This window comes from cf. Phormidesmis sp. LEGE 11477 (assembly GCF_015207105.1).
GTDB lineage: Bacteria > Cyanobacteriota > Cyanobacteriia > Phormidesmidales > Phormidesmidaceae > Phormidesmis.
Genome location: NZ_JADEXO010000002.1, coordinates 55,200 through 74,358, shown reverse-complemented (window position 1 = coordinate 74,358; position 19,159 = coordinate 55,200). Strand labels below are relative to the sequence as shown.

Genomic DNA, 19,159 nt, shown 5'->3' with positions numbered 1-19,159 from the left:
TCTAGGTTGTCAGCTTTAGGACTGTAGCTTTAGATCGGTAGTTTTAGACCGTCGTCTCTAGCGTGTCAGCTTCAGGTCGCCGCCGCCGACAGTACTGCACTAGCGCCACGAAGATCGCCGTGCCTACGACATACTTCAGTTCATTCAAAATCCATGTCTGGGGTGAGAAAAAGCCTTCGATAATCCCGGCGATTACTAGCATGGGCACAATGCCATACACCAGCTTAGCTGCCTGCAGGCCATATACCTTCAGCGCGTCTATTCGACGGTAGCGCCCCGGCAGCAAAATTCCTCTAGCCAGCAGCAGCCCTGCCCCGCCCGCCAAGAAAATTGCAGGCAGCTCTAGCGCCCCGTGAGGAAATACAAACGCCCACAGGTCGTAGGCCAAATTCACCTGGGCAACCAGCGCCGCCACACAGCCAATCATCACCCCATTAGAGACCAGTATGTAGATCGTAAACCCGCCTGGCGGCGTAATTATAGGAATCTGCTGAAGGTACATAGCCACGCCGCCAATGATGGCAAAGAAAGCCACGGTGATGTTGTTGATCATGAGGCCGCTAGAGACAACCGGCTCATTTCCCATAATCGAAACCGTCCATAGCTCTCTGCTATCGCGTACCTCTTCGACAAAGCCGCTGCTCAGCACCAGTGTCATAAAGCTATCGTCTTGCCAGGCGTACCACCAGCCCACCGCGCCGCCCGCCATAAACAGCAGCGTTGCCACTGCGATATAGGCCCAGCACTGCTGGACGACTTCTGGAAAGCCGTAGCGATAGAAGTCTACTATCTCCTTCCACTCCTGCCGGCGTGACCCCTGATAGATTTGGCTGTAGCCGCGCGAAGTGAGCGATCGCAGGTCTCTGATCACCGCTGGGCTGATCTGATAGCTTTGGGCGCGGGCCAAATCCGCCGATACCGATCGATACAGGCTAGCCATCTGCCGCACCTGATCGCTTTCGAGCGACTTGAGGCCCCTTTTCTCGGATAGCTTTAGCAACTGCTCAAGCTGTCGCCAGCTCGTTTCCCGTCGGGCTATCCACCTTTGCACATTCATCGCGATCACTCGTAAAGATGTCCTTTAAGTAACATAGCTTACGCTTTTTGAAGCGCTGTAGTAATGTGATCGCAAACCACGCACTTTGATCTCTGTGATAAACATGAAGGAGCACTCGCGATGATTTCGGATTCGTCTTCCACGCCAGGGCCACTGAGTCCGGGTAATGTTGTTAGCGCTGCGCTGAGAATTTATCGCGATCGCTTTAAAACTTACTTCGGCCTGTCCGCTCGGGCCTGTCTTTGGCTGCTAGTGCCTGTCTATGGCTGGGCTAAATACGGCATGCACACTGGGCTAATAGCACGGATGGCCTATCAAGAGCTGATTAATCAGCCAGAAACACCCAAGCAAGCCTATCAGCAGGTCAACCCAAAGCTCTGGTCGTTTTTAGGGCTTGGTATACTCTTTATTCTTATTTTTATTGCCACCTATATCGTCCTGGGAATCGCGGCGGTTATCGTTAGCCTGATCGTCTCTACCTTGCTAGGCCCGTTTTTATCGCTTATAGGGCCAAGCGGCGTTCTTATTACCTCTATCATCGGCGGTCTGCTGTTTCTTGCCATCTTCTTCTTTGGTTTACTTTGGATGGCTAGCCGTTTGTTTTTGGTCGAAGTGCCCTTAGCGCTAGAACCTGGTAATGACGCGACCAAGAGCATTGGCCGCAGTTGGGCGCTGACAAAAAACTCGATTGTACGCATTCAGCTAGTGGTGTTGGCCACCTATTTGATCACGTTGCCGCTGCTGTTGCTTACTGGTATTTTGCCTCAGTTGCTTCTGCTACCACGATTTGAACCTGGGACGGCGGTCTATTCAATCGTGTACTTGATACTGTTTGCGGTTAGCTTGGCGGGTAGTATGGTGGTACTTCCCTTCTGGCAGGCGGCAAAAGGCGTACTTTACTACGATTTGCGTAGCCGCCGCGAGGGATTAGATCTACAGATCCAACCAACAGATATCTAGCCAGCAGGGCCGCACTCGGGCTATATAGAATAAGCCCGAGTCCGCTGAGGCCAGCAATGAGCTTGTTTAATAGCATCAAAATCCGAACGCCCGAAAGTGTAGAGCTAGAGTTTTCGCTAGCAGGCGTAGGCAGCCGTGCGGTTGCGCTAGCGATCGATTACATCGTGCTCGGGATTGGCCTACTGCTGGTATTGTGGCTCGGTATCTTCGTGCTGTTTCAGCTTGGCGAATCTAGTACGCTGATCGCTGTGGATACAGACACCCTTCAGCTATGGGCGATCGCCATTCTTTCTCTGTTGTTGTTTGGCCTGTACGTCGGCTACTTTGTCGGGTTTGAAACCTTGTGGTACGGCCAAACGCCCGGAAAGCGATATGCCAAGATTCGAGTCATTCGAGACGATGCCCAGCCCGTGCGGCTTTTTCAGGCGACTTTGCGTGCGATCGCCCGCCCCGTAGACGACATTTTGTTCATTGGTTTCTTCTTCATTCTGTTAGGCAAACAAGAAAAGAGAATCGGCGACTGGCTAGCCGGTACACTCGTCGTACAAATGGATTCACGCAGCGCCAGCGAAGGCATCAAAATATCCGACACCGCCAAAGCCGTCAGCCCCGACCTGCTAGATACCATAGACTTCAACCGCATCAGCCCCGACAACTTCGCCACCATCAGAGAATACCTACAGCGACGCGGCATGATGACCCCCGAAGCCCGCCAAAACATTAGCACCCAGCTCGCCCAAAGCCTCAAAGCGAAAGTTGAACTAGAACAACTTCCAACAGAAATGAGTGCAAACACCTTTCTAGAATCTATCTATTGGAGCTATCAGCAGCGAAAGGGAAGAGCCACTTGAACGTTACTATGCGATATCACTCTCTAGCTACGGTGAGGCTAAGAAGGTGACCCGTCCGACAAAATTATGGAACAGTTCAATCTATTAGATCGAGTTCGGCTATTAGAGCCCGTTCCGTTGAAGAGCGGTTTTGACAATGCTTTGACGGTTGCCGATAGAGCGCCTATCGGCACGGTGGGCACTATTGTTGAGGTTCTAGAACCAGCGCAAGTGTTTTTGGTAGAGCTTTTTGGTGACTGGGTGAAGCTGGAGGCTGAGGGGTTACGAAGGGCGGCGGCTTCTGAGGAAGGGGCTTTTCGGGAAACTTTAGGGGTTGAGGTTGTGAAACGTCAGCAAATGATCCTCCTGAAGCGCGCTGATGTTGTAAAAGTTGGGTTGTTTCGGTTGCTAGACGAAATGCCGGAAGAGCTGCTCGAAGAAGTCCAGACGTTTGCGGAGTCCTTGAGCTATCGACATCAGGAAATGAGTAAACCAATGGAGCCGACAGGATAGTCAGCGCCTTTGAATGCTTCCATAGCATTTGTTACTTGGCGCGGTTCCCATAGGAACAGCTTTTCTTGGAGCGTATATCTAGGAACCGCTAGCAACCCGCACTCTGTCGGTTAACGCTCTAGCCGCACCCGCTTGGTCAATATAGTCATGACTTCATTTGGCTTACCCGTAGCAACAGGCTTACTCCAATCATTCGGCTCAGCATAGCCGCGCTTATGCAGGGTTTGGATGGTGGTACGGACGGCATTAGGACTGCCAAAGAGCATGTGCCGCAAGGGTTCGGCAGTGGGCGTCAGCGCAGACTTAGCGGCAGTGGACGCTGTGGACGCATCAGCGCCCTGTGGGGAAATAAACATGAGATCTGGTCTCCGATGTGTGTATGTGGGTAGGAAACCAGAACTCAAAAGACCTCGGCGACTCCATCACGTGTATGCAAATCGGGGTCGCTAAGGTACATTGTGCCTTAGCTGCCAGACTGCTGTACTCAGTTTGGGAGCTAGCGATGCGGTGGGTGCTACCAACACCTGCCGTATCGTGCTTTAGTCAGTTGAGTTCTGAGGTGGGACTGTGCGAAATGTCACAGCCTTAGCTATTGAAGATAGGCGGATTCTGGAACTGCGTCAAGTGATTGTTGTTTTGGCAATGCAGCACAGGTGAGTTGTGGATCTGCTAATCTCACGACAGAAGTCTTTCAAGCACCTATCAATCGGGGGACTGGTCGATTGCCTGCCGAATGGATTTTAGCCAGCTATTAGCGGCTTGAACCTCGATATGATCTGTGCCTAGTGTCGGAACGTAGATATTTAAGGCTTGGTGAATATAGTCTAGAGCGAGCTGGTAACGCTGAGTGTTGTAGTAAAACACCGCTAAGCTCAGCAGCCGGTTAGCGGTCTCTAGATGGCGATCGCCTAGTTCCAATTTGCAGACAGCCAACGCCTCTAGATACAACAGTTCAGCCTCTTCATGGCGACCCGCCGACAGGTACAGTTCTACCAAGTTATTTAGACTGTTGTTGGTGGATGGATGGCGATCGCCTAATTCTGTTTTGTAGATAGTTAACTCTTCTAGATACAACGGTTCGGCTTTCTCATAGCGACCCATCGATAGATACAGTCCTGCCAAGCTGCCCAAACTATTAGCGGTGTCTAGATGGCGATCGCCTAACGCCGTTCTACGGATGACCAACGCCTCTAGATATAGCGGTTCGGCTGCTTCATAGCGACCTATCAAACAGTACAGTAATGCCAGGTTATTTAGACTGTTGGCGGTATCTAGATGGCGATCGCCTAATGCCGTTTGACGGATGACCAACGCCTCTAGATATAGCGGTTCGGCTTCTTCATAGCGACCCGTCAACCAATACAGTTTTGCCAAGTTATCCAGACTGTTGGCGGTGGATAGATGGCGATCGCCTAATGCCGCTTTTCTAAGTTCGAGCGATCGCACATACAGCGGTTCCGCTTCGTCATAACGCCCTTGCTCATCATACAAACGGGCTAGTCGGCTGACTGCACTCTCTAGTTCCGGCGCTTCACTGAGCTGCAGCGACCCTAGCAGTCCTTCAAATTCTATGAGCAATGTTTGTAGTAATTCTTGTTCGCCATCCTCAGCCAAACTTTCCAAAGCAGGCAGTAAATAAGCTGTCAGCAAATCTACATCAGCCGTGCCCGCCCTACGCGCCTCGGCAAACTGAGCTAGTAACTGTTGGTAGCGCCGGTTCACTTTAGCAATACTCCCCAGCCTTTCATGAATTAGAAGCTGTACTAGATACTAGATCATCGGCATGGACTTCATTCGTAGCTGTATCGTCTTAGTTACGCTGCAAGCTTACTATTCGTTGCCCCTAACGCCCATCCACGCTTCGCTTCAACTGCCGCTGCGCTAGCCAATAGCCCATGGCAACCCCTACTAAGCTACACACCATATCTCCCGCGTCTAGCGTTCGGTTTGGCGACAGCCCCTGAACCAACTCTTCAGCAATCGTGAAAAGCGCAAACAGGCTAGGAAATACAGGGATGGCCCGCCTAACATGCTTTCCTCGGCACAGTCGATGACCCAAGTACGTAGGGATAAAGTACAAGATGACGTGGCCAATTTTGTCGAAGTTATTGATCTTTGAAAGCTCAGCGACTGGCAGATCTCCGGTGTATGCGGCTGCCAGCATCACTAAGAAAAACGTGCAGTAGAGAACCGACAGCAGCACAATCACCGCTGGCGGTCGGGCCGATATAGAAGCAGACACAGCGTCTGTGGCTGGGCGCTGAGCTAACTCATGAGAGTTGGTATTAGGCATAAGGAAAAAGCATTTTGAGTTTGATTTAAGCTTGAGATGACCCGGCTATAGCAACTGTTTCAATGCATACGATTAAGAGGCTCTACAGTTGCCGTTTGGCCGAATTCTGATATATCAAGCAGATTGAGTTTTCGTAGTGGGTTTTCGCGGCGGCGATGGGGCGGTCTATATTAAGTTCCTCAAACTCAGCCTCTTAGCGTCTCAGAATCAAGAAATAATCAAGGCACCCTTTGAAGAAAAAGCTCAAGCGACATGGAAGTTCGAACCGCTCATACCCGTCTATTTGTCGATGATGTTGCCGCCTGCGCTCAGTTCTATAAAGACGTCCTCAAATTTAAGCCGCGCACACTGCAAGTTGAAAAAGGCTACGCCGAATTTGAAATCACTGAGAATGTATGGATTTCGCTGTTTCGTCGGCGCGAAATGGCTGAAATTCTGCGGACTAGCGATCGCGCTGCAGCCGAAAATGCACAGGACAAAGTTGGCCTTATCCTCAATGTTCACAACCTAGACGATATCTATCACGAGCTTCGCCGAGCCGATGTCAAATTCGATGAGCCGCCAACGCAAAACAACGAATTTTCTCTCAAAGTTGCCTACTTCAGAGACCCGGCAGGCAACCTCATCGGCCTGTTTGAAGCCATGATGTAGCTCCCTATCACCCAGCTTCGACTCTGCTCAGCTACCTAGCTTCGACTCTGCTCAGCCACCTTCTAATCCCCTTCTGCCCATGCCTCATATTCTCTCTCTCGATCTCGGCACCACTGGCAACCGCGCCATCATCTTCGACAAATCCGGCGATATTGTCGGCCAAGCCTACCGAGAGCTGACGCAGTACTACCCGCAGCCTGGCTGGGTAGAGCACGATGCTACCGAGATCTGGGAGGCGGTGAAATGGGCGATGGGCGCAGCGCTAAAAGATGCTGGCATCGAAGCCAAAGAGCTGGCGGCGATTGGGCTGACGGTGCAAAGAGAAACCTGTTTGCTGTGGGATAAAACGACGGGTAAACCGCTGCACAAGGCGATCGTTTGGCAAGATCGACGGACGGCAGACTTTTGTAAAAAGATAGAGCCTTCGCGCAAAGAGATCTATGAAAAGACGGGGCTGTTTTTGGATGCGTATTTTTCGGCGACTAAGATCAACTGGCTGCTAGATCAATTGGGCGATGTCGATCTAGATAATGTGCTAGCGGGTACGGTGGATAGCTGGGCGCTGTGGAATCTGACGGGCGGCAAGGTGCATGCGACGGACCATAGCAACGCTAGTCGCACCATGCTGATGAATTTGGACGCTCAGCAGTGGGATGATTCGATGCTAAAGCTGTTCGATATTCCTGCTCAGATTCTGCCGGAGATTAAGCCCAGTCAGGGGATCTTTGGCCATACCGATCCAGATCTGCTAGGGGTAGAGGTGCCGATCGCGGCAATCTTTGGCGATCAGCAGTCGGCGCTGTTTGCTCATGGGTGCGATCGCCCTGGTCTGCTCAAATGTACTTATGGCACTGGCTGCTTTTTGGTCGCGAGTACTGGCGAAAAAAGAGAGCGATCGCAAAATCAACTACTGTCTACGGTCGCCTGGACAACGGCCAAACCAGACGGTGACGACTACGATTTAGGCTACGCGCTAGAAGGCAGCATGTTCACAGCGGGTGCTTGTGTTCAGTGGCTACGAGACGGGCTGAAAATCATTGACGATGCGGCTGAGACGGCTGATCTGGCGACTCAAGTCGAGGACAATGGCGGCGTGTATTTTGTGCCCGCCCTAAGCGGACTAGGGGCACCGCACTGGGATATGGGAGCGCGGGGTGCGTTCTTAGGAATCACCCGAGGGGCCTCGAAGGCGCATATGGTGCGGGCGGTGTTGGAGGCGATCGCAAATCAGGCGAGAGAAGTAGTCGAAGCCGTTAATCAAGATGCTGGCACGCCGATCAAGCAGCTTAAGGTAGATGGCGGTGCCTGCCAGAACGACTTTCTGATGCAGTATCAGGCTGATGTGTTAGGCATTCCAGTAGAACGGCCTGCTGTACTCGATGCGACTGCTCAGGGCGCTGCCTTTGCCGCAGGTCTGGCCGTCGGCTTGTGGGATGACTATCACACGCTAGTCAATAACCGTCAGATCGATCGCGTTTTCGAGCCATCGGAAAATGCTGAAAAAGCGCAAGCCGACTTTGTTACCTGGCAAAAGGCGGTAGAAAGGGCCAAGAACTGGATCGACTAAGTATCGAACCGACTGGGTGCTGAGCTGGCTAGGTACTGACTGGCTAAGCGCTAAGTTGGCTCGTTGGAACTGGCCAGCTAAGGGTAGCTAGGTAGCGATTCCCTACTTTAACTTCAGTAATTTCCTACCACACGTTGACTCGGCATCCTCGCTATCCTAACTGTAACAATGTTTTTAGAGGCTATCACTTAGAACCTTTGTATAGTTTTAATGATCCGCTTTCATATAGCGGTTCGCACTTAGCGGATATACAGAGCTGCTTGATAGCGGTGAAGGTTGCACAAGTTGAAAACGTCTGAGGTAGCAAAGTCGTAAAGATGATGACAGTCTGAATCTGTTCCTAAAGGCTCAGATAGATATGGGTTAGTCATCTCTGGTATCAGAGGACACAGCGACGCTTGCGCTCATACACTTTGAAAACCAGTTTAATAAAAGAGCAATATCTTATGGCTTACTCCAAAGACAATCCGCGATCGCTCAATCGATGCACCATCTGCAGCGACAGACTGCTGAGGCATTTTCGGCAGCGCGAGCTGAGCTGGTATTGCCCTTCTTGCCGCCAGGACATTCCGCTCCTAAAGCAGACCGTCCGCGCTAAGAGACGAGCTTCTAAACCTGCCAATCTAGAAGCCGTCTCTAAGCAGCGCGAAGTCGCTTTGAACTAATTTTCTCCCTGTATCCACTGCACGAGCATTCGCACGCCGTATCCGGTCGCTCCGGCGCTGTTGTATCCCTCTTCTTTATCAGTCCAAACGGGGCCGGCTAGATCAATGTGCGCCCACGGCGTCTCTTTGACAAACTGCTTTAAGAAGAGCGCTGCTGTGATTGATCCGCCTGCTCTTGGCCCAGTGTTTTTCATATCCGCGACAACAGATTTTAGCCCTTCAAAATATTTCTCTTCCATTGGCATCCGCCACAGCTTCTCGCCAGAGAGATCAGCGGCAGCAGATAGCGATTGAGCGAGCTGCTCATTGGGGCTAAAGAGCGCTGCAATGTCATCGCCGAGGGCCACGATGCAAGCGCCAGTGAGGGTGGCTAGATCGATCATGGCATCGACCCCGAGCTTGTCCGCGAAGACTAGCGCATCAGCCAGGGTCAAGCGGCCTTCGGCGTCGGTGTTGTTGACTTCGATGGTTTTACCATTACCGGCGGTCAAGATATCACCGGGGCGCATGGCATGGCCGCTGACCATATTTTCGGCGGCGGCGCTGATAAAGTGAACTTCGACGTCGGGTTTGAGCTGTGCGATCGCCTTGGCCGCTCCTAGTACAGCCGCCGCGCCACCCATGTCGATTTTCATCATCTCAATGCCCGAGCCGCTAGGCTTTAGGTTCAACCCGCCCGAGTCAAACGTGAGTCCCTTGCCGATGATAGCGAGCTTGCGCTTGGGGTTTTCGGGCGCATAGGTAAGGTGAATGAACTTAGGTGGCAAGTCGGAGGCTTGGGCTACGCCTAGATATGCGCCCATGCCCAAAGCCTCACAGTCTGCGCGCTCTAGAATCTCTAGCTGAAGGCCGTGATCGCGCGCAATTTCAGCGGCAGTGTCAGCTAGCTTTTCGGGGGTGACGACGTTGGGCGGGGCGGAGACGAGCTCTCTAGCTAAGATCACGCCGTCACAAACGGTCTGAGCCGCTGTTATGGCTGGCTCTTGCCCTTCAAACGAGAGTAGATGAATGGCTGATAGTGCTGTCTTTTCGGTCTCTAGCTCAGATTTGAAGCGATTGTCTTGATTTAACGCCAGCGTTGCGCCTTCAGCTAGGGCTTGTGCAGTCAAGGTAGGATTGTTGTTCCAAACCGGAAAGCTCATGCCCAAGACAGGACACTTGGCTTTTTGAGCGAGGCGGGCGGCTGTAGCCGCGCCTTTTCTGAGGCTTTCTAATCCCATAGAATCAGAGCTGCCCAAGCCAACAACACCCATCTTCTTAATATCTGAATCAGGGCCGAGTCGGGTAACGGCAGTTGAGCCTGCTTTTCCTTTGAAGGCTTCTTCTTCGATCAGCATTTGCAGCAAGCCGCCGACTTGATCGTTCAGGTCTGATAGGACGCCAGTCAAAGGCAGCGATTCTTCTAGTAGCCCAACGACCAAACAATCTCCCTGCCATTCCAAACAAGATTTACCTGAGGCTATAAAATCCATTCCCTATTCGCTTCTATTAAGTTCCAGTCTTATAGTATCCACTGAATTTGATGATTTTTCGTGGTTTTAGTGTCAACTTCTCGGATTTTGGCTTTTGCTTCGGTACAGGCGAGCAGATACAGGTGATCAGAGGCGATCGCGTCTAGTCGTAGCGCAGTCATCGCCTTTGTGTCAGCTCAGTAGTGTGAAGGGCTTGGCGCTAGCGGTAGAACCCCGCGTCGTCGTATGGCGCTAGGGAATGCCTCCCGAGATAGGGAATGTCTAACCTTGCTCTTCTATCAGCCCCACCACCGAACTTTCAAAAAGAGAAAAAATCTCTGTAGATGGATGAAAAGGCTAGATCTGTCCGATCAAGTTTGAGCGTTGGTAGATTTGAGCATGGGTGGCAAGACTTCAATGAAACATTGTTAGAGGCGAGAATCAACAATCCTATCGAGGTACCGAAATTCAGTCAAATAAAAGATAAGCAGAAAACTACGGGAAGTTCTATGTGAATAGAGCTTGTAGAATAGTCAGCTATCTTGCAACATGCGTATCAACGAAAACATTTCCTCTGCGGGCTAGGAGGTACAATTATCGACGAAGGTATGCCGACGTCTGAAGATCTGTTAGCCTGAGAATCTGTTAGCCTGAGAATCCGTCAGCCTGAGAATCTATACAGTTTACTTATTGAATCATCGAACCACTGTTCTTTGAGAGTTTGTAAGGAGCTCGTCACCAGAAGACTGAAGGCAATACCTTGAAAGCCGCTAGCATCGACCGCAATGCTTGCTCAAAGCAAATGTTGTAACTTTGTCCTGTGTCACTATCGGGAAGGAGCTACTATTCAGATTAGGTACGGTCGTTTTGCTAGGAAGCTCCGCTTTTCATAATTGACAGAAAATAAGCTGACAGGAAACGAACTCACAATGTTCTAAATCATTTGAATGCTACTGGTGAAAACATACTAGTCAAGCCAGGCTAGTAAAAGCAGAAGGTGCAAAAACTTGATGAAGATATCAAACATGCGTGGGGTAACAATCTGTGGTTTCTATGGGAACTTCAACCTTGGCGATGAAGCCATGCTAGCTGGAATGCTCAAGCTCTTCGTGAGCTGTAGAGAAGATCTAGAGTTTACTGTGGTTTCTCGCAATCCGGTAGATACAGAACGCCGATTTCACGTTTCTGCTATCTATCCAAAGAGCAAAAGGTTTTGGCTTAGCCTGCTAAAGAACAAGTACTTTGTTCTCGGTGGTGGGGATCTACTACGCGATAGTGTTAAAAAGCCGATTGCAAGAACCTGGCTGGATCCTCTGCAAAAGGCTCAAATGTTAAAGTGCCGCACGATGGTCTTAGGCGTAAGTGTAGGAGAGGTTTGGAGACCAGAAACTAAACGGCTAATTCGCAAGGCTCTGAATAATGTTGACCTGATAGCAGTTAGAGATAACAGTTCTAAACTCAAACTCAAAGAGATAGGCGTTGACAGTCGGATTCACGTAATGAGTGATCTGGCCCTATCTGATATAACAACGCCACCTACAAGAAGAGTATATGATGGTAGTCGGTCAATGCATATCGGCATCTCAGTTAGACATCTTCAAGGGAGAGGATTATCCACTGACTTAGTTAAAGAAGAGTCAGTATACCGAGAGATAGCTCAGATTATCGATTTAATAGTTGACACCTACGATGCAGAGATACATTTCCTTCCGTTTCGGACATATAAAGAGTCTTTTCATCCAGTAGATGATGACTACGTCTGTGCTCTCGAAGCGATTCGATACAGCAAATATGCGAATCACTGTAAGGTCCATCGGTATTTTGACTCCCTAGAGGATCTGAAATCTACTATAGCTTCCTTGGATCTAGTAATAGGAATGAGACTGCATTCACTGATTCTTGCTAGCGGACTAGGTGTCCCAATCATTGCAGCAGAATACGATTCTAAAGTGAAAGGATTTATGGATGAGCTCGAACAAGGTCATTCATCCATACCCTTGTCAGAATTCAACAGCGATAAAGTTTGGCCGATAGTCAATAAAACTTTGTCTGACTTGCCTGCTTCGTGTGACAAGCTACATATTGGTTTGGCAAAGTATAAAGAGAGAATGAGCGAATTTACACCTATTTTGAAAAATATGTTCTCGTAGCGTAGTTTTCGTCGACCTAGAGATTTTGAGTTCCTGAAAAAGACTATGAAATTTAGTAGAAGCCTATAGGCTTTGCCAGATGGTTAAACTACAGCTTTTGTCTGGGCGAGGTATCTATTACTAAAGAATAAAACTTACGTGTCGGCATTAGAAAATCAGGAGACAAAAGTGACTAATTCGATATTGTACACAGACGAACAGAAGATTCAATCTCGCAACAGTCTTGATAGAATGAAACAGAATGAAAATGTCTGTTTGAAGATAAGCTACGCTCCGAATTTTAGTGAGAAAAATCCCTATCAAAGGCAACTATCTAATAAATTGAAGGAACTAGGTATCCAGATAGAAGGCATAGATCATAGAAAATTTTTTCTGCCAGCTACAGTCAATCGAAAGAATACAGATATCTTGCACTTACACTGGCTGCAAGGATACTTTCGTGCGTCCAACCCAATCAGTTCGCTGCTAAAGGTAGTAGGGTTTATTAGTGGATTAGCACTATTAAAATTCAAAGGCATTAAGATCGTTTGGACGGTACATAATCTCAAGCATCACGAAAATTTGTACCCGCTCTCGGACAGTATCTGTACTTCGTTCGTCAGTAAGCTGGCTGATGCGATTATAACTCATTCTTATGCAGCCAAATCAGAGCTATGCCAGACATTTCACGTCAAAGATATCAAAAAGGTTTCTGTGGTTCCCCATGGAAACTACGCTGAAGCTTATGAAAATAATATGAGTCAGCTAGAAGCCCGCAAGCTGCTAAAGATTCCAGAATCGAGTACTGTCTTTTTGTTTTTTGGTATGATTCGGTGGTACAAGGGAGTCCCAGAACTAATTGATGCTTTCAAAGTGCTGCAATCTGAGAGTACCTATTTAGCGATCACAGGTAGATTTAGAGATGCCGACGAAGAGCTAGCCGATCTTATTCAAAAGAAAGTGAAGGATGATAAAAATATCAAGTTGGTAACTGGTTTCATTCCAGAGAAAGAAGTCCAAGTGTATATGAATGCCTGTGATGCGGTGCTATTCCCATATCGAAGATTGCTGACATCAGGGGCTTTAATCCTAGCGATGTCATTTCGTCGAGCCTGCGTTGCTCCGAGGATAGGCTGCATGGAAGAGATATTGGATGAGGCGGGCGGTTATCTCTATGACTCTAGCAGCGGTGATGGCTTAGTTCAGGCTTTGGAGAGCGCTAATGACAGAAAAAATGATCTATCCCAGATGGGCGAGTATAACTACCAGATAGCTGCGGAGTGGAGCTGGGAGACCGTAGCGCAGATGACTTTGAACGTCTATCAAAGATGTATGGAAGATGATAATAGCTAGAGAATATAGAAGAAATAATTCTTGATTCGCAACGGAATTAAGTGGTCTGTTGTACAATTTAGCCTCTACTTTGTTAGACGCTTTTATAGCCTGGATGGAAGTAGTTTGAGCCTATCTAGAGATGCTAATTCACGGAAATGTGGAAATGAGATGTATACACAGATATTGCCTCTGTTTAGCTAGTGAGCCATCATGAATGTACTATTACTATAGAAAAGTGTTGTAGCACTGTAGAAAAGTACTATAGAAAAAGAAAAGTACTATAGAAAAGCAATTTAGGAGTGAGCGATGTCTTTCGTCGATTTTGTAATAGTGGGTGCTATGAAGAGTGGGACAACTAGCTTGTCTGAAATTTTGTCAATGCATCCTAGAGTCTGTTTTTGCGAAAACAAAGAGCCTCATTTTTTTAGTAAAGTCTCTAACTGGCAGGATCATATTGAAGAATACAAGGAACTATATAATCCTACAGACAACCAAATATGCGGAGAAGCATCCACAACCTATACCTTCTATCCAAACTTTGGCGTAGATCCTTGTCAGGCAATCTATGACTTCAATCCCCATATGAAGTTGATATACATATTGAGAGACCCTATCGATAGAATAGTCTCTCAGTATGTACATAGGCGCGGGAGAGGTACGACTTTAGAAGACTCTTTTGAGAAGGAGGTTTTAACTCGCCCTGAGTATATCAATATCTCTCGATACTATGTACAGATAAAGCCATATATAGAGCGCTTTGGCAGAGAACAAGTTTTACTATTAACCTTTGAAGAGTTTATCTCAAATAGAAATTCCTCTTTAGGTAAGGTATTTAATTTCTTGGGAATAGAATCTTCGTTGTCTGACTATGTTGATGATATTCATGCCAATAGGTCAGTCGGTGAATACAAGAATAGCGCTAAAATCGATGAAATTTTGCAAGGTTCACTTGCACAAGGAGTAAGGTCGCTCCTGCCAGAATATGTAGCGAAGCCAGTGTTTGACGCTATTCGTAAACCTGGTCGAAGAAAGATAGATGATAAACCTGTCGTGACTGAGCGGCTAGAACAAATTCTTCGAGATTTTGTCATGCTAGACGTTTTAGAGATCGAAAAATTAATAGGTAGAGAGCTAAACGAATGGACAACAACTAAAAAGAAAAATTTCTATTTGAGAGATAAAGCTTTGAAGAACATACCTGTCGCTATTGAATGATATTTAGAAGAGTTCAAGAAGTAGAAACAATGAATCTAGCTGCTCAATAAAACCCAGCGAAAATAAAATCAGTGAAGTTCGGCCCGATAAGGCAGATCGACAAAGTACAGATAGTGTCGAATGCAAGTGTCGAATGTATCCGTACCGCTGGCTGATTACTTTGCTCTTTTATGACAAGAACTCCACCGTTGGAGTGGAGGTAAGGTGGCGATCGCTATAGATCAAAAAGGTTAGATCAAAAAGGTTAGATCGAAAAGGTTAGGTAATCTAGAGTCAGACAGATGAGGTCATATAGATGAAGTCAGATAAGTCAAGGGGTAGGTGAAGGAGACAGCCTAAACGTAACGATTCTCAACTTAATCCATTCAACGGTATCAGGGACAACAACAATTCAAAAGGAAAACTTCTAATTGTTGTATGGGTTCATAAATTAGCATCAATAACGCAGGGTTAGTTTCACGTGGGCTACCGCTAGCCTTGTGTACTGTTCACCTTTTTTTCTCTGCTATGGAATCTAATGGAAAATATTCGGTAGGCGCGCCAAAGCTTCATCGAACCCCTGGCGATCGCAATTTGGTCAAGATGGGGTTCGATATTCATCCAGAGGTCTTTTTTACCTCTGGGGCGCTGCTGCTTTTATTTATCGGCGTCACGCTGTTGTTTCAAGAGCAAACTTCAACAGCGCTGACCAATCTACAGACGCTGATCTCCAACTCAATGGGTTGGTTTCTGGTGCTAGCGGTCAACATCTATCTAGGCACGATGGTGTTCTTGGCCTTGAGTAGATTTGGCAGTATTCGACTGGGGGGGCGGCAGGCTCGCCCTGATTTCCCCTTGTTTGCCTGGTTAGCAATGCTCTTTAGCGCCGGTATGGGCATCGGTCTGATGTTTTGGAGCGTAGGCGAGCCTATTTTTCACTTCTTGGCACCGCCGCTGAATGGCGTGACGCCAGAGACTGCCGAGGCTGCTCAGCAGGCACTAGGTCTGACCTTTTTTCATTGGGGACTGCATGCTTGGGGCGTCTATGCGGCTTTGGGGCTGGCACTGGCATTTTTTGCGTTCAACTGGGGACTGCCGCTGACGATGCGCTCGGTGTTCTATCCGGTGCTGGGCGATCGCATCTACGGCTGGGCTGGTAACGCGATTGATGTTCTAGCAGTTTGGGCGACGCTGTTTGGTCTAGCTTCTTCTTTAGGCTTTGGCGTAGGTCAAATCTCAGCGGGCCTCAACTTTCTTTTTGGCACGCCAGATACAACCGCTATGCAGGTCGGTTTGATCTTCATCATTACTGGCTTTGCGACAGCTTCTGTGGTCTCGGGTCTGGGGGCAGGCGTTAGAAGACTCAGTGAGCTGAATATCTATTTGGCCGCAGCGCTAATGCTGTTTGTTCTAGCTGTTGGACCGACGCTGTTTATTTTAGGCGGCTTTTCGCAGACTTTGGGCTATTACATTTCTAGTCTGCCTGCCCTGAGCTTTTGGACAGAAACCTTTGAAAATACCCAGTGGCAGAATAGCTGGACTGTTTACTACTGGTCCTGGTGGATTTCTTGGGCACCTTTTGTCGGTACGTTTATTGCTCGTATCTCTAAGGGGCGCACGGTTCGAGAGTTTGTGCTGGGTGTGCTGCTGTTGCCTTCGATGGTTTCGTTCTTTTGGATGTCGGTATTTGGCGGTTCGGCCATGTACCTAGAGCTAAACAACATTGGCAACATTGCTGAAGCGGTGAATGAAAATGTGGCTACGGCCCTGTTCGTGATGCTAGACAACTTTCCACTTACTGGCCTCACTTCGTTTATTGGCATTGTGCTGGTTGTTGTTTTCTTTGTGACCTCTTCTGACTCTGGTTCGCTAGTGGTAGACAATCTTACCTCTGGTGGCAAGCTCGATTCTCCTGTTCCTCAGCGGATTTTTTGGGCGGTGATGGAAGGCGTCGTGGCGGCGGTGCTGATGCTTTCGGGCGGGTTAGGGGCGCTGCAATCGGCTGCGATCGCGGTGGGTCTACCTTTTGCCTGCGTGCTATTGGTAATGTGCTTTAGTCTGATCAAAGGACTAGACAAAGAGCTGAACGCACTAGAAGCCGCTAAGCTGAGCGCGGCAGAGGCTCCTGTGCCGCCCGTACCAGAAGTTACGCTGAGATAGCGACTTTGTAGCTGGTCAGCTGGCCAAGGTCAGTTGGCTAAGGCAGGGCGCGTTGGCTGAAAGCTTTCTGTCGGCGTACCCTTCTGTGAGTATGTATTTGAGAATTACCATAGAATCGACATATTGAAAATTCAGCGAGTTCAACAAAAGCACCTTCTAGCGGAAGATAGAGGGTGCTTTTTGCTAGGAAAGAAATTTGCTCGGGAAGGGTTGGTTTAGCGCTGTTCTTTTTGACTCGTTAGTTTTGTTCAACTCATCTCAAATTCGGATGTGTAGCAGGTCCAGTCCGATCGAGAGAGGGTTTTACCGCAGATAGCTGGCTGGCGCTTGTCTGTATAAGCAAGATAGTTAAATACGAGAATAGGCATACCCAAGGGGGCTTCTAGATACTCGCTCAGTTCGTAGGTGGTTGGAATGCTTTCTAGGCTGACTTTGGCTGCCTGTAAAAGAATGCCGTGATTGGTGAGGGTGCTGTAAGTAAAGCCTTGCTGTAAGGGCTCGGCGAGCTGCTGGCCCAGCTTTTGTGGAAAGTAGTCGATTTCTAGGGCGATCGCAGACTCGTTGGCATAGATGATTTTTTCCTGCCGATAGACCCGTGGATTGGCCTTGTTTAGCTGTAGCTGTAGCGCGATTTCAGGCGGTGCTGGCACTAGCTGATACTGCAAAGATTTGATGCTAGCGGCGTAGCCCTGCTGCTGCAAGGCGATGTCAAAGTGCATGAGCGGATTGGACATGGAGAAGCTGATCTTTTGGCGATCGCACACAAAAATTCCTTTTCCTTGCTGGGTAGTGACAATTCCTTGCTGGATTAGATTGGCGATCGCATGTCTTACCGTGGTGCGACTCACCTCAAAAAGTGAGCCCAAATCGAACTCGCTAGGCAGTCGATCCCCAGGTACATACCGCCCAGCGTCAATCTGTTGCTTCAGCTTCTCTGAGATCACAACGTGTAGGGGGCGTTTGATCGCGCTAGGGAGAGGCATAGGCATAGGCAGGTTGAAATCGATCGACTTTGAACAGACTAGTGTCATGTACTGTACTGCCTTCAACTGCCAAATCCGCCAGCATTTTACCCAGCAGCGTCGTGAATTTGAAACCGTGCCCCGAAAAGCCTGCGCCAATCACAACCTGTGGATAGGTGGGATGGCGATCGACAATAAAGTCTTTGTCTGGAGTCAGGGTGTATAGGCAGCGGCGGGTGCCTATCAGGGGGCCAGCCGCGCCGGGAATGTACTCACGGGCAAACTCGCGAATGTTTTCTGTCCAGGTTTGACTAGGCGCGTAATCGACTTCTGCGGGCGTATCTACCGTATTCCAGCCGTAGAAGGTGGTAATCTTGACGCCGATGCTCTCGTCTTCGTGGGGAATGCCATAAGGCATTTCGCCGTAGCTGCCGTTCATATGGGCAAAGAAGACGGGAAAGCGGCTAGGCGCAAAGTCAGCGGCCTGCCGAGGCTGATAGAAACCTAGCTGGCAAGGCATGATTTTCAGCGGTAGATCGATGCCCTGTTCGGCCAGTAGCGCTTTGGCCCAGCTACCGGCGGTGAGGATGATGCGATCGCAGCTAAAGGTCTCTTTTTCTGTTTTCACCACCGCGCCATTTTCACTAGGGATGATCTTCATCACTGGCGTGCGATCTATTACCGTTGCTCCGCGTTCTTGCGCCAGCCGCAGATGAGCCAAGACGCACCTGGAGGCGCGCAGCAGCCCAGAATCGGCATGAAATAGCCCAGCCATGCCTTCTTTTAAGGTGAACTGAGGGTAGCGCTCGGCAATTTCTGATTGACTGAGGTACTCGTAGTCCAGCTTGGCAGTATCCATACTGGCTTTGAGTGCTTGGAACGTATCGACGTCAGGAAAGCCAAAGTCGAGTCCGCCTGTTTTAATGTATAGCTGCTCTTTGGCCTCTGCCTGCAATGCGAACCAGAGTGGATAGGCTGCACGCATCAGCTCAACATAGATCGGATTGTCATAGGTATAGCGAATCACCCGCGAATAGCCGTAAGAGCTGCCCTGCTGATGATTGAGCTCGAACTGTTCGATCAGTAAAACGCGCTGGCCTAATTTTGCCAAGTAATAAGCCGCTGCGCTACCTACTCCGCCCGCGCCAACGACAATGGCATCGAAATGCTGAGCCATAGTTAGAATCCCTTGCTCGATGTATGCTCTAGATCTTTTGCTCTACTATTTTTTGCTCTACCAACCGACTGTAGAGCTCACATAAGTAACACAAGCTACTTTTATAAATAGCCTAAATAGAATAGTATTTCTTCTTCGTATATGCAGTTGTTATTACAAGTCTTAAATTTCATCGTTTCGTGATAAATTGCTGACTTTTAATTAGACAAGTCAAA

General features: G+C 48.8%; 18 protein-coding genes and 1 pseudogene. 11 read left to right on the top strand and 8 right to left on the bottom strand.

Features of this window, described 5'->3' with window-relative positions; genetic code table 11:
- Positions 1 to 43: 43 nt before the first annotated feature.
- Positions 44 to 1,057 carry a stage II sporulation protein M gene (locus tag IQ256_RS01215; RefSeq protein ID WP_193853451.1) on the bottom strand — a complete coding sequence of 338 codons (1,014 nt, stop codon included), beginning with the start codon at positions 1,055 to 1,057 and terminating at the stop codon, positions 44 to 46.
- 120 nt (positions 1,058 to 1,177) lie between these two features.
- On the opposite strand from IQ256_RS01215, the gene IQ256_RS01210 reads away from it, so the two are divergent.
- From IQ256_RS01210 to IQ256_RS01200, 3 genes are all read left to right on the top strand, one after another.
- Positions 1,178 to 2,017: a hypothetical protein gene (locus tag IQ256_RS01210; RefSeq protein ID WP_193853449.1), complete on the top strand. Its 840-nt coding sequence runs from the start codon at positions 1,178 to 1,180 to the stop codon at positions 2,015 to 2,017.
- Positions 2,018 to 2,073: 56 nt separating this feature from the next.
- Positions 2,074 to 2,868 (top strand): RDD family protein, encoded by a 795-nt coding sequence (locus tag IQ256_RS01205; protein ID WP_193853447.1) that lies wholly within the window; start codon positions 2,074 to 2,076, stop codon positions 2,866 to 2,868.
- Between the two features lie 66 nt (positions 2,869 to 2,934).
- Complete coding sequence (locus IQ256_RS01200) at positions 2,935 to 3,360, top strand: hypothetical protein (protein WP_193853445.1); 426 nt, start codon at positions 2,935 to 2,937, stop codon at positions 3,358 to 3,360.
- Positions 3,361 to 3,470: 110 nt separating this feature from the next.
- Here IQ256_RS01200 and IQ256_RS01195 read toward each other — a convergent pair whose 3' ends face one another.
- The 3 genes from IQ256_RS01195 to IQ256_RS01185 all read right to left on the bottom strand — a co-directional run bounded on the left by IQ256_RS01195 (position 3,471) and on the right by IQ256_RS01185 (position 5,653).
- A complete protein-coding gene (locus IQ256_RS01195; protein ID WP_193853443.1) occupies positions 3,471 to 3,716 on the bottom strand; it encodes a hypothetical protein in 246 nt (81 codons plus the stop codon).
- Between the two features lie 346 nt (positions 3,717 to 4,062).
- Positions 4,063 to 5,082, bottom strand: coding sequence for a tetratricopeptide repeat protein (locus IQ256_RS01190; protein ID WP_193853441.1), 1,020 nt, complete (start codon positions 5,080 to 5,082; stop codon positions 4,063 to 4,065).
- A gap of 121 nt (positions 5,083 to 5,203) precedes the next feature.
- Positions 5,204 to 5,653: a hypothetical protein gene (locus tag IQ256_RS01185; protein WP_193853439.1), complete on the bottom strand. Its 450-nt coding sequence runs from the start codon at positions 5,651 to 5,653 to the stop codon at positions 5,204 to 5,206.
- 252 nt (positions 5,654 to 5,905) lie between these two features.
- Here IQ256_RS01185 and IQ256_RS01180 point away from each other — a divergent pair, with 252 nt between their 5' ends.
- The 3 genes from IQ256_RS01180 to IQ256_RS01170 all read left to right on the top strand — a co-directional run bounded on the left by IQ256_RS01180 (position 5,906) and on the right by IQ256_RS01170 (position 8,536).
- On the top strand, positions 5,906 to 6,304 hold the full coding sequence (locus IQ256_RS01180) for a VOC family protein (RefSeq protein ID WP_193853437.1): 399 nt from the start codon (positions 5,906 to 5,908) through the stop codon (positions 6,302 to 6,304).
- A 79-nt stretch (positions 6,305 to 6,383) separates the two neighbouring features.
- The gene (glpK, locus tag IQ256_RS01175) at positions 6,384 to 7,871 is read left to right on the top strand and encodes a glycerol kinase GlpK (protein ID WP_193853435.1); all 1,488 of its coding nucleotides are present in this window, start codon (positions 6,384 to 6,386) and stop codon (positions 7,869 to 7,871) included.
- Between the two features lie 446 nt (positions 7,872 to 8,317).
- A complete protein-coding gene (locus IQ256_RS01170) occupies positions 8,318 to 8,536 on the top strand; it encodes a hypothetical protein (protein ID WP_193853433.1) in 219 nt (72 codons plus the stop codon).
- Here the strand turns inward: IQ256_RS01170 and IQ256_RS01165 are convergent.
- Together IQ256_RS01165 and IQ256_RS29995 are read right to left on the bottom strand one after the other, a co-directional pair.
- Positions 8,533 to 10,008 (bottom strand): leucyl aminopeptidase, encoded by a 1,476-nt coding sequence (locus IQ256_RS01165; protein ID WP_193853431.1) that lies wholly within the window; start codon positions 10,006 to 10,008, stop codon positions 8,533 to 8,535. The genes IQ256_RS01170 and IQ256_RS01165 overlap by 4 nt on opposite strands.
- Positions 10,009 to 10,037: 29 nt before the next feature.
- Positions 10,038 to 10,169: a hypothetical protein gene (locus tag IQ256_RS29995; RefSeq protein ID WP_255516178.1), complete on the bottom strand. Its 132-nt coding sequence runs from the start codon at positions 10,167 to 10,169 to the stop codon at positions 10,038 to 10,040.
- 828 nt (positions 10,170 to 10,997) lie between these two features.
- On the opposite strand from IQ256_RS29995, the gene IQ256_RS01160 reads away from it, so the two are divergent.
- From IQ256_RS01160 to IQ256_RS01145, 5 genes and pseudogenes are all read left to right on the top strand, one after another.
- Positions 10,998 to 12,137 carry a polysaccharide pyruvyl transferase family protein gene (locus IQ256_RS01160; RefSeq protein WP_193853429.1) on the top strand — a complete coding sequence of 380 codons (1,140 nt, stop codon included), beginning with the start codon at positions 10,998 to 11,000 and terminating at the stop codon, positions 12,135 to 12,137.
- 231 nt (positions 12,138 to 12,368) lie between these two features.
- Positions 12,369 to 12,833, top strand: a pseudogene (locus IQ256_RS30255) (glycosyltransferase); the annotation flags it as partial.
- A 39-nt stretch (positions 12,834 to 12,872) separates the two neighbouring features.
- A complete protein-coding gene (locus IQ256_RS29365; RefSeq protein ID WP_228024464.1) occupies positions 12,873 to 13,469 on the top strand; it encodes a glycosyltransferase in 597 nt (198 codons plus the stop codon).
- 288 nt (positions 13,470 to 13,757) lie between these two features.
- The gene (locus IQ256_RS01150; protein ID WP_193853425.1) at positions 13,758 to 14,666 is read left to right on the top strand and encodes a sulfotransferase domain-containing protein; all 909 of its coding nucleotides are present in this window, start codon (positions 13,758 to 13,760) and stop codon (positions 14,664 to 14,666) included.
- Between the two features lie 507 nt (positions 14,667 to 15,173).
- Positions 15,174 to 16,805, top strand: a complete 1,632-nt coding sequence (locus IQ256_RS01145) for a BCCT family transporter (RefSeq protein ID WP_193853423.1) — start codon at positions 15,174 to 15,176, stop codon at positions 16,803 to 16,805.
- Positions 16,806 to 17,053: 248 nt separating this feature from the next.
- On the opposite strand, the gene IQ256_RS01140 is transcribed toward IQ256_RS01145, so the two are convergent.
- Both IQ256_RS01140 and solA read right to left on the bottom strand, forming a co-directional pair.
- Complete coding sequence (locus tag IQ256_RS01140; protein WP_193853421.1) at positions 17,054 to 17,788, bottom strand: GntR family transcriptional regulator; 735 nt, start codon at positions 17,786 to 17,788, stop codon at positions 17,054 to 17,056.
- Positions 17,775 to 18,944, bottom strand: coding sequence for an N-methyl-L-tryptophan oxidase (gene solA / locus IQ256_RS01135; protein ID WP_193853419.1), 1,170 nt, complete (start codon positions 18,942 to 18,944; stop codon positions 17,775 to 17,777). The genes IQ256_RS01140 and solA overlap by 14 nt, the downstream gene beginning before the upstream one ends.
- Positions 18,945 to 19,159 lie beyond the last annotated feature (215 nt).

What these genes read in the sequence shown, in the direction of transcription:
- IQ256_RS01215 (WP_193853451.1), bottom strand. Translation starts at nt 1,057, where the DNA reads ATGAATGTGCAAAGGTGGATAGCCCGACGGGAAACGAGCTGGCGACAG.
- IQ256_RS01210 (WP_193853449.1), top strand. Translation starts at nt 1,178, where the DNA reads ATGATTTCGGATTCGTCTTCCACGCCAGGGCCACTGAGTCCGGGTAAT.
- IQ256_RS01205 (WP_193853447.1), top strand. Translation starts at nt 2,074, where the DNA reads ATGAGCTTGTTTAATAGCATCAAAATCCGAACGCCCGAAAGTGTAGAG.
- IQ256_RS01200 (WP_193853445.1), top strand. Translation starts at nt 2,935, where the DNA reads ATGGAACAGTTCAATCTATTAGATCGAGTTCGGCTATTAGAGCCCGTT.
- IQ256_RS01195 (WP_193853443.1), bottom strand. Translation starts at nt 3,716, where the DNA reads ATGTTTATTTCCCCACAGGGCGCTGATGCGTCCACAGCGTCCACTGCC.
- IQ256_RS01185 (WP_193853439.1), bottom strand. Translation starts at nt 5,653, where the DNA reads ATGCCTAATACCAACTCTCATGAGTTAGCTCAGCGCCCAGCCACAGAC.
- IQ256_RS01180 (WP_193853437.1), top strand. Translation starts at nt 5,906, where the DNA reads ATGGAAGTTCGAACCGCTCATACCCGTCTATTTGTCGATGATGTTGCC.
- glpK (WP_193853435.1), top strand. Translation starts at nt 6,384, where the DNA reads ATGCCTCATATTCTCTCTCTCGATCTCGGCACCACTGGCAACCGCGCC.
- IQ256_RS01170 (WP_193853433.1), top strand. Translation starts at nt 8,318, where the DNA reads ATGGCTTACTCCAAAGACAATCCGCGATCGCTCAATCGATGCACCATC.
- IQ256_RS01165 (WP_193853431.1), bottom strand. Translation starts at nt 10,008, where the DNA reads ATGGATTTTATAGCCTCAGGTAAATCTTGTTTGGAATGGCAGGGAGAT.
- IQ256_RS29995 (WP_255516178.1), bottom strand. Translation starts at nt 10,169, where the DNA reads ATGACTGCGCTACGACTAGACGCGATCGCCTCTGATCACCTGTATCTG.
- IQ256_RS01160 (WP_193853429.1), top strand. Translation starts at nt 10,998, where the DNA reads ATGAAGATATCAAACATGCGTGGGGTAACAATCTGTGGTTTCTATGGG.
- IQ256_RS29365 (WP_228024464.1), top strand. Translation starts at nt 12,873, where the DNA reads ATGAGTCAGCTAGAAGCCCGCAAGCTGCTAAAGATTCCAGAATCGAGT.
- IQ256_RS01150 (WP_193853425.1), top strand. Translation starts at nt 13,758, where the DNA reads ATGTCTTTCGTCGATTTTGTAATAGTGGGTGCTATGAAGAGTGGGACA.
- IQ256_RS01145 (WP_193853423.1), top strand. Translation starts at nt 15,174, where the DNA reads ATGGAATCTAATGGAAAATATTCGGTAGGCGCGCCAAAGCTTCATCGA.
- IQ256_RS01140 (WP_193853421.1), bottom strand. Translation starts at nt 17,788, where the DNA reads ATGCCTCTCCCTAGCGCGATCAAACGCCCCCTACACGTTGTGATCTCA.
- solA (WP_193853419.1), bottom strand. Translation starts at nt 18,944, where the DNA reads ATGGCTCAGCATTTCGATGCCATTGTCGTTGGCGCGGGCGGAGTAGGT.